The sequence below is a fragment of the Hymenobacter sp. B1770 genome, assembly GCF_049896385.1.
Classification (GTDB): domain Bacteria; phylum Bacteroidota; class Bacteroidia; order Cytophagales; family Hymenobacteraceae; genus Hymenobacter.
This window is the reverse complement of the sequence record NZ_JAFCUF010000002.1, coordinates 266,051-281,423: the sequence shown is the minus strand read 5'-3', so window position 1 is coordinate 281,423 and position 15,373 is coordinate 266,051. Positions and strand designations below refer to the sequence as shown.

Below are 15,373 nucleotides of genomic sequence, written 5' to 3'. Positions count from 1 at the left end.
CTAAAATCTATAGCCTTCCTGCTTCTTCAGCTTATCTACCCTGCCCGGAATCGCTCCCAGCGAATGACCATGAACTTATCACCCAACTCCGTTACTACCATTCCGGCCCCTTTCAAATTGCCTGGCAATTGAAAAAAAGCAGCCAATTCATTCTGGTTAAATATTTTATAAGTGGGGTGGTATTCGGTTTGTCGCGGGGCGCGCACGCCGTATTTCTTTACCCAGTTCATTACACTCACGTGGCTCACGCCCAGCAGGCGTTCTATTTCGCGGTAGCTCACGCCCTCAATATAAAGTTGTAAGGCCTTAATTACGTAGTAGCTATCTACTTCTCGCCCCATCTTCGCCACCGTGTAGTGATAGCCGCAGCTTTTGCACTTAAACCGCTGTCGATTGTTCACCACGCCGCTTTTGGTGGCTTCTGCTGATTCGCATTTTGGGCAGTCAGGACTGGTCATAGATTGGAATAAAGAGTGTAAGCACCTTAAAGCTACATCTGTTGAGCAAACATATACCAGTTTAGCAAATAACCATTTATCTACGCCTCTTAATTCTTATCAGCCAGCACGGTAGCCAGCAGGGCATTTACAGCCAACCCCAGGCGGCGCATGTCGAGCCGGGCGACGGTGTCGGTCGTTTCGTGGTAGCTCTGGTTGCGGTAAAACGCCGTGTCGGTAAGGAGCACGGCGGAATATCCAAAACGCCAATAGTTGAGGTGGTCTGAAAAATCAATACCAGGCAGCCAAGTCGGGGCTTTAAAGCGCTTGACTGGCAGAGCTGCCGCGTACTTGTAGTGCCTGGCGAACTGCCGTCCGAAGCTGCCATTGCCAAATTTTTGCGCCACTGTGACGTAGTTACCACGGCTGCCATAGACAAACTTCAGCGGCCAAAGCGGGTAACGCTGGCTCCCGCGCCGGTCGTCGAAATACCCCAGCATCTCGAGCGCTACCATGCCGCGCACGGACACCCCGGCTTCCTGCAGGCTGGCCGCGTGCACGTAGCTGCCCATGTGCTTGGTGCGAAAAAAAGGCGGCTCTTCCAGGGTGTAAGCCACCAAGTCGATGCGGTACGGCAGCGGGGTAGAATGCTGCCCCAGCAGCCGGGCTACCTCGAGCAGCGCAGCCACGCCGGTGCCATTGTCATCGGCACCGGGCTGCTCGCCGCACACATCGTAGTGCGCCCCAATTATGAGCCGCGGCCCGGCCTCGGGGCCATACGTGGCAATAACGTTGCGATAGGTCTGTCCCTGCACCACATAAGGCTGTTCCGAAAGGCGGGCCCCTGCTGCTTGCAACTGTTGGCTCAGATAAGCCGCTACCGTGTCGAGCACCACCGGGTGCTGGTAATTACGGGGGCTGGAAGTAGTGGTCAGGTATTGCAAATGCCGGCGTAGCCGGGCCGTATCGGCATGGGCCAGGCCGGTACCCGTCTGGGCCGTAGCCGAGGAAGCAAGTGTAGCAAATGTGAGCAGCAGAAAAAGTGCTTTCATACGGCTAAAGCTACTTGGTGCAGATTCATAACGGGTATAAGGCCAGGGCGTAGATGAGCCTTCTTGGGAATAGAACATTAAAACGGCTCTAGCTTTGACGAGCCATGCGGGGTCAACCACTGCTTCGCTCCTAATTATATGCCTTCACCCGAAACCGTCTTCCACTCCCTGACTCCCTCCGACCTGAAGCCTAGCGAATGGCACCCCTTTATGGTGGGAGCAGTAGCCCCTCGCCCGGTGGCATTCGCCAGCACTATCGATGCCGAAGGACGAGTGAACCTCAGCCCCTATAGCTTCTTCAATGCTTTCAGCTCCAATCCGCCCATTCTGGTGTTTTCGCCAGCCAATCGGGTGCGCGACAACACGCAAAAGCACACGCTGCAAAATGTCCGCGAAGTGCCGGAAGTCGTCATCAACATCTGCGATTTTGCGCTGGTAGAGCAAATGTCTCTGGCTAGCACCGAGTACGACAAGGGCGTAAACGAATTCACAAAAGCTGGCCTCACCGAACTGGCCTCGGAGCGGGTGCGGCCGCCACGCGTGGCGGAGGCCCCCGCCGCCTTCGAATGTGTTGTCGAGCAGATTATTGAGCTGGGCCAAAACAACGGCGCGGGCAATCTTATCATTTGCCGGGTGGTGAGGGCCCATTTCCGCCAAGATATCCTTCTGCCCGATGCCATCGGCATCGACCCCTTCAAGCTCGACGCAGTGGCCCGCCTGGGCGGCGACTGGTATTGCCGCGCTAGTGGCGCCAGCCTCTTCGAAGCACCCAAGCCCAATCGCCACATCGGCATCGGCTTCGATGAGCTGCCGGACCATATTCGCAACAGCGACGTGCTAACCGGCAATGAGCTGGGCCGGTTGGCCAACATCGAGCGCGATGCCTTGCCCACACCCGAGCAAATCGAAGCCTTTAAAGCAGAGCCCATGGTGGCGTACCTGCTGAATAAACACCGCAACGACGCACCGGAGCGTGCGAAACAGCTGGTGCAGCTGAGCCGTCAGTTTCTGGCCGAGGGGCGGCAGGTAGAAGCGTGGAAAGCACTCCAGCTTGAGTTGCCGGCAAGCTAAAGCGCGGCCCAGGCTTGCCAGCACAATTGACAATTGAAATTATCGCGCTTAGTTGCCCACCACTTGGGGCAGCGGCAACACCATCTCAAACAGCGTGAGGGCCTGCGGCTGCCAGCCCCGCGCAGCCAAAAACATAGCAAACGGGCCAGGCGCCACCGAGGGCGCCATGAATGCCCGGTCCGCGTAGGAACCCTCGAGTAGGTGCAGCAGCCGGGTGCCCCACCCTTGCCCACGCCAGGTTTTGGGCACTATCAGCGTCAGCAGCAAGGTGCGGTGGGGGTCGGCTCGTACAATGGCAAACGCCTTTCCCTCCAGGTGAAAACCCCGAACGGGAGGCGCCACTGCCGCAAGTGTTTCGGGAGCAAACATCCAAGGTAGCTCGGCATCGACCTCTGCACTTAGCCTGCGGGCTACCTCCCGCGGGTCGGTTTCGGTTAGGGCCGGCGGGGAGCTTTGGGCGCGGTCGATGGGGCAGTTAAAGCTCGTGAGCAACCGGGTATTACGAAAGCCCAACCCCTCGTATAAGCGGCGGGCGGGCTCATTGGGCGCGAATACTTCCAAAAGCAGCTTACGGTCGCCACGTGCTGTGGCCTCTTTGATGGCCGCGCGCAGCATCGTCTTGCCATAGCCTTTCCCCCGGGCTTCTACCACCAGGCCCATGGCGGCTACCCGACTGTTCCAGCCCCGGCGCGCTATCAGCACCAACCCCACCAGCTCCTCGCCTCTAAACCAGAGCTTGCTGGCTTCTGCGTCCACATTTTCGCCTCGAAAGCGGCGCTCGAAACTGGCTGCATCGAAAACCAACGGCACGAAATATTGCTCGAAGGAGCGATTCATGGCCTCGCAGGCTACGGCGGCCGTAAATTCAAGCAGCTGCCGGGACGTGAGCTCCATTGGGCTTATTGGCATAAAGCGTGGAAAGTACAGGAGGGAAAAGTTGCCAAGTTGTTGCCTGATGCCCTGCAATTTGATTCACTCTGAAATAGAAATCATGGGCTTATACCCCACACCTAACGAAGTGGAAGCGTTTAAAAACGAGACTATGCTAGCCTACCTGCTTAACCGCTACTACGACGATGTACCGGAACTGAAGAAGCAATTGCTACAATTGGCCGGGCAGTTGCTGGCCGAAGGGTGGCTGGTGGAAACCTGGAATGCTTTGTTATTATTATAACACAACTTCTTTACTCCTCAGTGTCAAGACTGCATATTTAATGACAGTATAATTCGTCCATCACTGGTTCTATAAAGTAGAACTTCTGCTAATACCAAGTCAGCAATGTCATGTCCCCAAATACCATACTTGCCATCCGTTTGGTTTCTGTTGTAAGTTGTGATTCTCTCGTTGATGGGTATAGTTTTGACTGTAGCGGTCTGTTCTTCCTCTTGATACAGTTTATAATATGCTTTGCTGACACTGCGAAGGATTTGAACTCTGGTGAGCCCCTTTCGGGATTCTAAATCAATGTAAAATCTATTCGTTAATGGATAGTCAATTATAAGTGTTGCCTTGCCTTTTGGAACAACTATTTTGTTTCCGTCAATGAGGTGCGGAATATCTTCCTCCGGACTTTCTATAACGGTCCATGGAATAACTCCATTTTCGAATTCCTTTTTGTTGTCGGTTCTTACTTCAAATGGAATTGAAGCCAATAACTTGCCCAGATTATTAGTCTGCCTTTCCGCGTAAGTTTTTTCTCTTTGGGCTAGGACAGTGTGATAATTGCTTGCAACTATTTCGTCTTGATAGCCAATCACATGTGGCTTTTCTTGCCCATTCGGCTTATTACAACCAAAAAAACTGCCAACAGAAGAGTTACTGCCGACTCTGAATAGCGCATGATTTTTAGGCAAAGCGTGCTTTTACTTAATCTAATTCCGTACTGCAATCAACAAGCCCAATTCCTTGTACCGCAGGTTAAACTTCTTCGCAATTGCCGCATTCGTCAGCGAGCCGCGGTAGATGTACACGCCGCTGCGGAAGTGCTCATTCGTGAACAGCACTTCGTTGATACCGCCGTGCTGGCTGATTTCCTGTAGAATGGGCGTGAAGATGTTGCTCAGGGCGTTGGTGGCGGTGCGGGGCACGCGGGAGGCAATATTGGGCACACAGTAGTGTACCACGTCGTACTTGCGGAAGATGGGGCTGCTGTGGCTGGTCATCTCGCTGGTTTCGAAGCAGCCGCCCTGGTCGATGCTCACGTCGATGATAACGGAGCCAGACGCCATGCTGGCCACCATTTCTTCCGATACCATAAAGGGTATGCGGCCGTCTTCCACGGTGAGGGCCCCAATCACCACATCGGCGCGCCGAATTTGCTGGCTGAGGGCAAACGTGTCGAGCGTGCTGGTGTAAAGCTGCATGCCCAGGTTGTGCTTGAGACGGCGCAGCTTGTAGAGGTGGTTGTCAAATATTTTTACTTCGGCCCCCAAGCCAGTGGCGGCTCGGGCGGCGTACTCGGCCACCGTACCAGCCCCCAGGATAACGACTTGCGAGGGCGGCACGCCCGTGATGCCGCCCAGAATAATGCCCTTGCCCTCGTTGGAGCGGGCCAGGTATTCAGCGGCAATGAGCATGACCGTGGAACCGGCAATTTCGCTCATGGCCCGCACCACGGGGCGTGCGCCGCTGGGGTCTTTCATCAGCTCGAAGCCAATGGCATTAATTTTTTTGCGGGTCAGAGCCGAGATATACTCCTGGGTCATGGAGCCCATTTGCAGAGCTGAAATCAGGGTTTGGCCAGGGTGCAGCAGTTCTATCTCATCGAGTGTGGGCGGGGCTACTTTTAGCAGTACGTCGGCCTTAAACACTTCCTCGGCCGAGTAAGCAATTTGAGCACCGGCCTCGGAATAGGCATGGTCGGCGTATTTACTGGGCTCCCCGGCGCCGGCCTCTATGAGGACTTCGTGGCCTTCGGTTACGAGGTGCTGCACGGCTTCCGGCGTCAGGCCAATCCGGTTTTCCTGGAGCGAGGTTTCGCGGGGCAACCCAATGAAGAGCTTGCGCTTGCGCGTTTCCACGGCCAGCATCGACTCCTGGGTGAAATAGGCGCGGCTCGTAGCCAGTGACTCAAAACCAGATGGAAGCTGTTCGGCCATGTTTTCAGTTAACAGTTATCAATTAGCGGGTTTGCAACAAGAATGCCGCATGGGGCAAGTGCCTTATTAAAACGCTAATCAGCAAGCATTAATGTTAATTATTAAGTAATAACTGTTATTTGAATGCTCCGGGCTTCGGCACTTAGTACGTCCAGGCGCACCTCAAGCCGGGGCTCCGGCAATAACTCAGCCACGCGGGCTGGCCATTCCACCAAACAAAGATACCCGGAATCGAGGTACTCTGCGGCGCCTATTCGCTCGGCTTCGTTGATGGAATCAATGCGATAAAAGTCGAAATGGTACACGGGCTGGTTGCGCCCGTCGCGGTACTCGTTGACCAGGGCGAAGGTGGGGCTGCTCACGTCGTCGCCGATGCCTAGGGTGCGCGCCAACTCACGAATGAGTGTGGTTTTGCCAGCTCCCATCTCGCCCTCAAAAGCCACCACCTGGCACCCCGACTTGGCAATGGCCACTTGTACCTGATGAGCGGCAGCGGGTAGGCTGGCCAAAGTAGGAACTTGGATAGTTACAGGAAGCATGTGGCAAATTTACCTGCTGTGCAGCAATAGCACATCCCATTTTGGATTATTGGCGACTGTGCTCCACCTTTACGTTTCGCCACGTGCTCTAACGTGTTCACTTAAAAGGGGGTACAGTGCGTGCATGTACCTACCTTTTTTAGTATTACCTTAAGCGAAGCAACCAGCCGCTAGTTGGTTTGCAATTGCACTTCCAACTTCTACCCAGTTATCATTACATGTTCAATTTCGCCCCAACTCGGTGCGTGCCCGTGCCTTCTCCCAGCATGCGGTGGCTACTACTTAGCCTTGTGCTATTATCGCCACAAACCCTTTGGGCTCAGCAGTATGCCAGTGTAACCGGGTCGATTGCCAAAAGCACCGGCGGGCCCATCGAATTTGCTACGGTTACGCTACACTTGGCCGCCGACTCATCGGTGGTGAAAACTGAATTCAGCGACGGGCAAGGCGCGTTTCGGTTGGATGCAGCGGGTGACACCTACCTTGTATCGGTGGCACAAGTGGGCTTTAATCGGTACTGGAGCCCGGCGTTTAAAGTCACAGCGCCTGGCCTGGCCCTGCCGAGCATTCAGTTAGTGCCCAGCCAGGCCACCGCCCTCAAAGATGTGGTGGTAACGGCGCGCAAGCCCCTTTTCGAACACAAGGGCGACCGCATTGTAGTTAACGTAGCCGACAGCCCGCTTTCCTCGGGAGCCACTGCGCTGGATGTGCTGGGCCGCGCCCCCGCCATAACGCTGGATTCTTACGAAAACATTAGCCTGCGCGGGCGGCAGGGCCTGTTGGTCATCATCGACGGCAAGCGCACCCCCCTCACGGGCCGGGAACTAGCCGATTTTCTGCGCTCCCTGCCCGCCGAGCAGCTTCAAACCATCGAACTCATTACCAATCCGCCCGCTCAATACGATGCGCAGGGTGGAGCGGGCATCATCGCCATCAACCTTAAGAAAGACCAGCGCCTGGGCACCAACGGCAGTGCCAACATCAGCTACGGCCGCGGGGTGTATGGCAAATTCACGAGCGGACTGTCCCTGAATCACCGCAGCAAGAACACCAACATCTACGGCAGCTACGCTTATACCGAACGCCGAGGATTTGTGCTGCAGAACTTCAGCCGACAGTACTTGGCCACGCCTCAGCTGCCCTTTGCCAGCAGTGTCATTGCCAACGAGCAGCGCTCACACCTGCGCTCCCACAGCGCCAAGACAGGCCTGGATTTAGCGCTGACGGGGCGAACGTTGCTGGGAATATCAGCTACCGCGCTGCTTAGCGATACCAACGCCGGCACGGACAACAAAACTTTGATTTACAACAAAGAGAACGATGTTTCGGGCCGCTACTATTCCAGGTCAGAGCAGGACATCAACCGGCCCAATGGCACGCTAAACTTCAACCTTCGCCACTCTTTCGCCGACTCGGCCAATGCAAGCTCCCTCACGGCAGATGCCGATTTTGGTCGTTACGATATCAACCGTCTGCAGGAGCTACGCACGGTTTTCGAGCAGCCCGCATTTCCCAACAGCGTGCTTTTGGGGGACCAGCAGAGCAAGCTCACCATTCAGGCGTTGAAGTCTGATTTTAGCCAGCCCCTTCCCCACCGGGCTCGCCTGGAAATGGGCGTAAAGGCTACTCGGGTAGTCTCGGATAATATCGTGGTTTTCGACCGCATTACCAATGGCACCACCACGCGTGACAATGTTATTTCGACCCCCTTCCGCTACGAGGAAAACGTGAATGCGGCCTACGTAAGCGTGCGGGGCATACGCGCCGGAACGGCCCTGCAAGCGGGCCTGCGCGCCGAACAGACCAATACCCTAGCCGCCATAGAGGGTGCTGGTTCGCTCCGGCAGAATTATATGCAGCTTTTCCCGAGCGCTTCGCTGCAACGCACGCTTAGCGAGCGGCATGCTCTAGCGGCAACACTAGCCCGCCGCATCGACCGTCCTAGCTACGGGCAGGTCAACCCGCTCCGCACCTACTTTGACATCACTTCCTACCGCTCGGGCAACCCCACTCTGGTGGCTCAAACCAGCTACAACGTTGAGCTGACCCATACTTACCGCCAGAAATTCATCACCGCCCTAGCCTACGCCCAAACCGACCGGCCCATTGTGAACGTGGTGCAGCCCTCCCCCGATGGCGGCCGCCTGGTGGTGAACCGCGACGTGAACCTGAGCACCCAGCACTATTATGCACTCAGCCTTACCGCACCGCTCGAACCTACCAAATGGTGGACGCTCTACGCCAACGGGGTATTCTATTACTCCCGCTTTCAGGGCGAATTGGCTGAAACCAAGCTTGACCGCAGTCGGCCGGCCTTTTTGTTCTCGGCCAATAACAACTTCACCCTGCCCCGCGGGTGGGCAGCCGAGCTGAACGGCAACTTTCAGTCGCGTGAAATCTGGGGGTTTGAGGATGCTCGGGCGCGTGGACAAGTGGGGGCCAGCCTGCAAAAAAGCCTGTGGAACAAGCAAGGCTCTTTTCGCCTGAATCTGACGGATATTCTTTACACTAACATCCTCCGGGCGACGTCGGATTACGCCAACTTTTCCGAGACCTTCCGTTTCGCGCAGGATAGCCTGGTGATGACAGCCGCGTTAACTTACCGCTTCGGCAACAGCAAAGTAGCCGCCACGCGCAAGCGAATCGTGGGCGCCGATGATGAGCTCCGACGGGCCGGCGGGCAGTAAAACGGGGACCTGCGCCCCAAACCCAAGGACTGCTTCAATTGAAAGCTTGCGACCACAGCTAGGCAATTATTCCTGCGCAATGCCTCGATGCATATTGCAGCGATGACCCTTTCTTGCCCTTCTTTGGCTGCTAGCGATGAGCGGCTCATCATCTTACCCGTAACTGAAAAGCAGTAGTACACCAGCCCGATGCAGGCAATTTGCTCGCGCTGAAATACCTTCGCGGGCCAGTGTGGCATTTCTTTTCAAGTTTTTCTTATGCAAGTTTCAAAGATGGCGGCCGGCCTTAGCGGCTCCGAGATTATTCGAATTGGCAACCAGGTAAGCGAGCAGGTGCGTCAGGGTGCCAACATTTGCAACCTGACCATTGGCGACTTCGACCCCAAGATTTTCCCCATTCCGGCCGAGCTTAACTCGGGCATTACGCAGGCTTACCAGCAAGGCCTCACCAATTATCCCCCTGCGGCGGGCATGGGCGAATTGCGCGAGGCGGTTTCCGAGTTTTTGAAGACGCGTCAGGGGCTGGACTATGGCCCGAACGATATTCTGGTGGCCGGCGGCTCTCGCCCCCTCATCTACGCTACCTACCGCGCCCTGGTCGACCCCGGCGACCGGGTGGTGTTCCCCCTGCCGAGCTGGAACAACAACCACTACTGCCACCTCACTGGTGCCACGCAGGTGGCCGTGCCCACGCAGCCGGAAAACGACTTTATGCCCACCGCCGCCGACCTGGCTCCTCACCTACCGGGGGCCACCTTGCTGGCTCTGTGCTCCCCGCTGAACCCCACGGGCACGGTGTTTACCAAAGCCGGCCTCGAAGAAATCTGCGACTTGGTGCTGGCCGAAAACAAGCGCCGGGGCGCCGATGAAAAACCACTCTACGTTCTCTACGACCAGATTTACTGGCTGCTGACCTTCGGCGAAACCCAACACTTCGACCCCATTAGCCTGCGGCCCGAGTTGCGCCCTTACGTCGTTTATATCGATGGCATCTCTAAGTGCTTTGCCGCTACCGGCGTGCGCGTGGGCTATAGCTTTGGCCCCACGGCTATCATCGATAAAATGAAATCCATCCTAGGACACGTAGGCGCCTGGGCTCCCAAAGCCGAGCAGGTGGCCACTGCCCATTTCCTCCCGGAAGCCGGCGCCGTCGACTCCTTTATTAGCGATATGAAAACCCAGCTGCAAGGTTCACTGCAAGCACTTTTCGAAGGCTTGAAAGACCTGCAGTCCCAAGGCTATCCCGTTGATGCTGTGGCCCCTGCTGGCGCTATCTACCTTACCGCCAAAATCGATGTACTCGGCCGCACCGCGCCCGACGGCACGGTACTAGCCACCACCGCGGAGCTGACCTCTTACCTGATTTCGGAGGCTAAGCTGGCGCTTGTTCCTTTTAGTGCTTTTGGTTCGCCCGCTTCGGAGCCGTGGTTCCGCGCCTCGGTTGGTGCTGAGACAGTGGAGTCGGTTTTAGCAGCGCTGCCGCGGCTGCGGGCTGCTTTGGACAAAATTAAATAGCGGATATTATCGTGTGTAATTTTCATTGACAAGCATATGATGCTTGTCAATGAAAATTACCTCCATGAAGAGTAACCTTGTCTTTGCTTGCCTTCTAATTGGTTTGCAGCACCCTTCAGAAGCTACAGCGCAAGCTGTACTAACAATTTCTCCTAAAGCAGTGGACGTGGTCGGTGTGCAGGCACCTCGTATTACAATCAATACAGCAGCTTCTGATTCGCTGAGAAAACGTTCCTTCCGGTATGGCCCTCCACTAAGCTGGTATGAGAATCATCAAGAACCCCTTTATGTGATTGATGGCAAAATAGCTGACAGCGAAACCCTAAAGAGCATCAGCCCACAAGACATCGAAAACATTGACGTTATCAAGGGAGTACGAGCCGTTACTTTTTACGGCCATCTTGGTGCTGGCGGCGCTATTATCATCACAACTAGGAAGCCACGAATAAATCAATCAAAAGAAAAGGGCCGCCTCGATTGAGGTGGCCCTTTTCTTTTGCGTTAGCACTAACTATTAGCCCTTCGCGGTCAGCGTCACATAAGGAATGATACATTCCTCCAGCGAAATACCGCCGTGCTGGAACGTGTCCTTGTAGTAGTTCACGTAGTAATTGTAGTTGTTGGGGTACGCGAAGAAGTAGTCGCCAATGGTGAATACATACGCCGTGCTCACGTTTTCACGCGGCAGGAAAATGCTTTCCGGCTTGCGCACCACGTACACGTCGCGCGAGTCGTCGAAGCCCAGGTTTTTGCCGTGCTTGTAGCGCAGGTTGGTGTTGGTGTTCCGGTCGCCCACAATCTTGTAGGGGCGCTTGCAGCGGATGGTGCCGTGGTCGGTGGTGATAATGAGCTTGCCTTTCTTGTCGGCAATGGTTTGCAGCATCTCATACAGCGGTGAGTGCAGGAACCACGAGCGGGTGATGCTACGGTAAGCCGATTCATCGGCCGCCAGCTCCCGAATCATGGCCATATCGGTGCGGGCGTGCGAGAGCATGTCCACGAAGTTGTACACGATGACGTTGCACTTGTAGTTGTTGTGCAGGTTGCTCATCTTGCCCAGCAGGTCCTTGCCGGCCTGCAGGTTGGTCACTTTGTGGTAACTGTGCTTCACCTTCTGGTTGTTCTTCTGGAAATTGATTTCCATGAACTCGGCCTCGTGCAGGTTTTTGCCTTCGTCGTCGTCGTCGGTCACCCACAGGTTGGGGTATTTCTTCTGAATTTCAGACGGCATCATGCCCGAGAAAATGGCATTCCGTGCATACGCCGTGGTAGTGGGCAGAATGGCGTAATACATCTCCTCGCTGTCCACGGTGAACATCTCGGTGATGATGGGCTCAAGCACCTTCCACTGGTCGTAGCGCAGGTTGTCAATCAGCACGAAGTACACAGGCGTGTCGCCAGTGGCCTTCAGCGTAGGGAACACCCGGTCCTTGAATAGCTGGTGCGACATAAGCGGCGCGTCCTTGTCGTCACCATTTACCCAGTCTTCGTAGCTCTCCGTAATGAAACGACCGAAGTAGGTGTTGGCTTCGTCTTTCTGCATGTTGAAGACCTCGGCCATGCTCTTGCCTTCGGTCTCGTTAATTTCTAACTCCCAGTACACCAGCTTTTTGTACACCTCGGCCCACTCGGCAGGCGAAAGACGGTCAGAAAGCTGCATGCCCAGCTGGCGGAAATCGCGCTGGTAACCGCTGTTGGTGGCTTCGCTCACCAAACGTTTGTTGTCGAGCACCTTTTTAACGGAAAGCAGAATCTGGCTCGGGTTCACCGGCTTGATGAGGTAATCGGCAATTTTGGCGCCGATGGCCGATTCCATGATGTGCTCCTCCTCGCTTTTGGTAATCATCACCACCGGCACCGTGGGGCGGATGGCTTTGATTTCGGTAAGGGTTTGCAGGCCAGTGAGGCCGGGCATGTTCTCGTCGAGAAACACCAAGTCGTAGCTCTGCTCCTGAATTTGCTCGATGGCGTCGGCGCCGCTGTTAACGGGCGTCACATCGTAGCCTTTTTCTTTAAGAAATAACAAATGGGGCTTGAGCAAATCGATTTCATCGTCGGCCCAAAGAATTGTAGTTTGTTGCATAGTAAAGCGCCAAGAGAAAGGTGGCGAATCAGAAATACGGTGCGCACGAGGCGTCCGTGGGTGAATGTTGCCAAGCGTTTAGGCTCCAGCGTAGGGAGTAAACGGTAGAATGAGCACCCTAGTGCCCTACCCACCGGCCAAACCTTAAAGCTTTACCGTAAACGAGGCAGTTTGGTTATTCAATTGTCGTTAGCTGAACAGTGAGCCCCGCGGTAGGCCAAAGGTCTCACATCTGCCCAATTCGGTTGCGCAAAATGGCAGTCAGTCCCCCACAATCGCATAAACCCCACCGGGCTGTCGTTCTTTTGTACCACGAAGTCTTGGTTCTTCGCCCCGTTAGCCTATAGCTAACGCTTTATATGAATAAAAAGAAAATTTTTAACGACCCGGTGTACGGCTTCGTCACCATTCCCACAGAGCTGCTGTTTGACCTCATCGAGCATCGTTATTTCCAGCGGCTGCGGCGCATTCAGCAACTGGGCCTCACTGGCTTTGTTTACCCCGGGGCGTTGCACACGCGCTTTCACCACGCGTTGGGCGCCATGCACCTCATGTCGTTGGCGCTGCGCACGCTCAAAGACAAGGGCGTGAAGATTTCGGCGGCCGAGGGCGAAGCTGCGCTGGCGGCCATCCTGCTGCACGATGTAGGCCACGGCCCCCTCTCCCACGCCCTGGAAACCGCCATTTTCCAGGATGTGCCGCACGAACAGCTCTCGCTTTTTCTGATGCAGCGCCTCAACGTTGAGTTTGAAGGCCGCCTGACCCTGGCCATTGAGATGTTCCGCGGCAGCTACAAGCGACCCTTTTTTCATCAGCTGGTGAGCAGCCAACTCGACATGGACCGCCTCGATTACCTCAACCGCGACTCTTTTTACACCGGCGTGGAAGAAGGCCGGCCCGGCGCCGACCGCCTCATCAAAATGCTGCGCGTGCACGACGAACGGCTGGTGCTGGAAGAAAAAGCCGTGTATTCGGTCGAGAATTTCCTGGTTAGCCGACGCCTGATGTACTGGCAGGTGTACCTGCACAAAACCGTGACCAGCGCCGAACAAATGGTCATTCGGGTGGTGCAGCGCGCGCGCGACCTGGCCCGCCAAGGCGTAGACGTACCCGCTAACAGCTGCCTGGGTTATTTTCTGGGCCGGGCCGTGAGCTTGGACGATTTTGAGCGCGACGACAAAATACTCAGCCACTTCGTGGAGCTCGACGACCACGACTTTTGGTCGGCAATAAAGAACTGGGCCAGTCACCCCGATAAGGTCCTCAGCTACCTTGCCAAAAGCATCCTACACCGTAACCTGCTCAAAATTGTGCTCGCCCCTGAGCCCTTCGACGAGGAGTTTCGCCTGGGCATTCAAGAGTTGATTGAAGAAAAATTCAACCTGCCGCCCGCCGAAGCCGCCCTACTCATGATATCCGGCCGCCTCAGCAACAGTGCCTACAACGCCGAAAGTCAGGAGCCGATTGAAATTTTGACCAAAAGAGGCGACGTTGTGAACGTAATGGAAGCTTCCGACTTGCCTAATATCCGGGCCCTCAGCCAGCGCGTCGAAAAGTTTTATATCTGCTACCCAAAGGAGATTGTGTAGCGTGAGCATCAATACCAATAACCTCATGCTGAGCGGAGCCGAAGCATCTCGCTCGCATCGTCCTCACAATTGAGTTACTACCACACGCATACCACACGCGAGATTCTTCGGCTCTGCTCAGCATGACGGCCTTTAAGCCCGCTAGCCTTAATTTTGCCCGCTATGGAATTTACTGTTCAGCAAATCGCCGAAGTCCTCGGCGGCACCGTGGAAGGCGACGCCACCCAACGCATTTCCAGCTTAGCCAAAATAGAAGAAGCCCAGGCCGGTTCCCTCACCTTCCTGTCTAACAATAAATACGAATCCTTTTTATACGAAACCGGCGCTTCCGCCGTCATCGTAGCCAACACCCAGGAGTTGCGCTCGGCCATCAAGCCCGCTCTTATCCGGGTTGAGTACCCGTATTCGGCCTTTAGCCAGCTGCTGGAATTCTACGCCCAGGCCACTCGCACCGGCAAGCGGGGCGTCGAGCAGCCTTCCTTTATCGGCGAAGGCTCCCAAATTGGCTCAGGGCACTACCGGGGAGCTTTTTCTTACATCGGTGATAACTGCAAGTTGGGCGAAAATGTGCTCATTTTCCCGCATGCCTACATCGGCGACCGGGTCACAATTGGCGAAGGCAGCGTCATTCACGTCGGGGCCAAAATATATGCCGACACCGTCATTGGCCGGTTTTGCGTGGTAAAAGCCGGTGCGGTGGTGGGCTCCGACGGCTTTGGTTTCGCGCCCCAGCCCGATGGCTCCTACAAGGCCATTCCGCAGATTGGCAACGTGGTGCTGGAAGACTACGTGAGCATCGGGGCCAACGCCACGGTCGACTGCGCCACGTTGGGCTCCACGCGCGTGGGCCGAGGCAGTAAAATTGACAACCTCGTGCAGTTGGCCCACAACGTGGAAATCGGCCAGCATACGGTTATTGCGTCTCAAACGGGCATCGCTGGCTCGGCCAAGATTGGCGACCATTGCGTGCTGGCCGGGCAGGTCGGAATGGCCGGCCACGTCACGCTAGCCAACAAAACCACCGTCACGGCCCAGTCGGGCGTGGGCAAGAACGTGAAGCAGGAAGGCCTGATTCTGCAGGGTTCTACCGCCTTTGATTTCAAGCAGAACCAACGCGCCCAAATCGTTTTTCGGCGGCTGCCCGAATTAGAGCAACGCGTGGAGCGGCTGGAGAAGGCTAAAAGCGCGACGGAAAAGCCCTAGCTTTGCGGCTTCTTAGTTGCCAGTTGCTCGTTGTCAGTCGCCAAGACTTTGTCTTTGAAACACGCACAACTGACAACCGGCAACTGACAATTGACCAG

At 55.6% G+C, this 15,373-nt stretch carries 14 protein-coding genes; 7 read left to right on the top strand and 7 right to left on the bottom strand.

Annotated features, from left to right (window positions below):
• Positions 1-35 precede the first annotated feature (35 nt).
• Together ACP7AJ_RS05170 and ACP7AJ_RS05165 are read right to left on the bottom strand one after the other, a co-directional pair.
• Positions 36-458 (bottom strand): transposase, encoded by a 423-nt coding sequence (locus ACP7AJ_RS05170; protein WP_426059132.1) that lies wholly within the window; start codon positions 456-458, stop codon positions 36-38.
• 89 nt (positions 459-547) lie between these two features.
• Entirely contained in the window at positions 548-1,489 is a 942-nt protein-coding gene (locus tag ACP7AJ_RS05165) for a M28 family peptidase (protein WP_426059131.1), read from the bottom strand.
• 138 nt (positions 1,490-1,627) lie between these two features.
• On the opposite strand from ACP7AJ_RS05165, the gene ACP7AJ_RS05160 reads away from it, so the two are divergent.
• On the top strand, positions 1,628-2,560 hold the full coding sequence (locus tag ACP7AJ_RS05160) for a flavin reductase family protein (protein WP_426059130.1): 933 nt from the start codon (positions 1,628-1,630) through the stop codon (positions 2,558-2,560).
• Positions 2,561-2,608: 48 nt separating this feature from the next.
• Here ACP7AJ_RS05160 and ACP7AJ_RS05155 read toward each other — a convergent pair whose 3' ends face one another.
• Positions 2,609-3,469, bottom strand: coding sequence for a GNAT family N-acetyltransferase (locus ACP7AJ_RS05155; RefSeq protein WP_426059129.1), 861 nt, complete (start codon positions 3,467-3,469; stop codon positions 2,609-2,611).
• A 58-nt stretch (positions 3,470-3,527) separates the two neighbouring features.
• Here ACP7AJ_RS05155 and ACP7AJ_RS05150 point away from each other — a divergent pair, with 58 nt between their 5' ends.
• Positions 3,528-3,734 carry a hypothetical protein gene (locus tag ACP7AJ_RS05150; RefSeq protein ID WP_426059128.1) on the top strand — a complete coding sequence of 69 codons (207 nt, stop codon included), beginning with the start codon at positions 3,528-3,530 and terminating at the stop codon, positions 3,732-3,734.
• A gap of 23 nt (positions 3,735-3,757) precedes the next feature.
• Here ACP7AJ_RS05150 and ACP7AJ_RS05145 read toward each other — a convergent pair whose 3' ends face one another.
• The 3 genes from ACP7AJ_RS05145 to tsaE form a co-directional block, all read right to left on the bottom strand.
• Entirely contained in the window at positions 3,758-4,414 is a 657-nt protein-coding gene (locus ACP7AJ_RS05145; protein WP_426059127.1) for a hypothetical protein, read from the bottom strand.
• Between the two features lie 18 nt (positions 4,415-4,432).
• Positions 4,433-5,659 (bottom strand): alanine dehydrogenase, encoded by a 1,227-nt coding sequence (locus ACP7AJ_RS05140; protein ID WP_426059126.1) that lies wholly within the window; start codon positions 5,657-5,659, stop codon positions 4,433-4,435.
• 101 nt (positions 5,660-5,760) lie between these two features.
• Positions 5,761-6,198 carry a tRNA (adenosine(37)-N6)-threonylcarbamoyltransferase complex ATPase subunit type 1 TsaE gene (gene tsaE / locus ACP7AJ_RS05135; protein ID WP_426059125.1) on the bottom strand — a complete coding sequence of 146 codons (438 nt, stop codon included), beginning with the start codon at positions 6,196-6,198 and terminating at the stop codon, positions 5,761-5,763.
• 290 nt (positions 6,199-6,488) lie between these two features.
• Here tsaE and ACP7AJ_RS05130 point away from each other — a divergent pair, with 290 nt between their 5' ends.
• From ACP7AJ_RS05130 to ACP7AJ_RS05120, 3 genes are all read left to right on the top strand, one after another.
• Positions 6,489-8,885 (top strand): outer membrane beta-barrel protein, encoded by a 2,397-nt coding sequence (locus ACP7AJ_RS05130; RefSeq protein ID WP_426059124.1) that lies wholly within the window; start codon positions 6,489-6,491, stop codon positions 8,883-8,885.
• 258 nt (positions 8,886-9,143) lie between these two features.
• Positions 9,144-10,400, top strand: a complete 1,257-nt coding sequence (locus ACP7AJ_RS05125; protein WP_426059123.1) for a pyridoxal phosphate-dependent aminotransferase — start codon at positions 9,144-9,146, stop codon at positions 10,398-10,400.
• A 49-nt stretch (positions 10,401-10,449) separates the two neighbouring features.
• Positions 10,450-10,881 carry a TonB-dependent receptor plug domain-containing protein gene (locus ACP7AJ_RS05120; protein WP_426059122.1) on the top strand — a complete coding sequence of 144 codons (432 nt, stop codon included), beginning with the start codon at positions 10,450-10,452 and terminating at the stop codon, positions 10,879-10,881.
• A 33-nt stretch (positions 10,882-10,914) separates the two neighbouring features.
• Here ACP7AJ_RS05120 and ACP7AJ_RS05115 read toward each other — a convergent pair whose 3' ends face one another.
• The gene (locus ACP7AJ_RS05115; protein WP_426059121.1) at positions 10,915-12,483 is read right to left on the bottom strand and encodes a PglZ domain-containing protein; all 1,569 of its coding nucleotides are present in this window, start codon (positions 12,481-12,483) and stop codon (positions 10,915-10,917) included.
• A gap of 359 nt (positions 12,484-12,842) precedes the next feature.
• Here ACP7AJ_RS05115 and ACP7AJ_RS05110 point away from each other — a divergent pair, with 359 nt between their 5' ends.
• Both ACP7AJ_RS05110 and lpxD read left to right on the top strand, forming a co-directional pair.
• Positions 12,843-14,072, top strand: a complete 1,230-nt coding sequence (locus ACP7AJ_RS05110; RefSeq protein ID WP_426059120.1) for an HD domain-containing protein — start codon at positions 12,843-12,845, stop codon at positions 14,070-14,072.
• A 162-nt stretch (positions 14,073-14,234) separates the two neighbouring features.
• A complete protein-coding gene (gene lpxD, locus ACP7AJ_RS05105) occupies positions 14,235-15,275 on the top strand; it encodes a UDP-3-O-(3-hydroxymyristoyl)glucosamine N-acyltransferase (RefSeq protein WP_426059119.1) in 1,041 nt (346 codons plus the stop codon).
• The last annotated feature ends 98 nt before the right edge of the window (positions 15,276-15,373 follow it).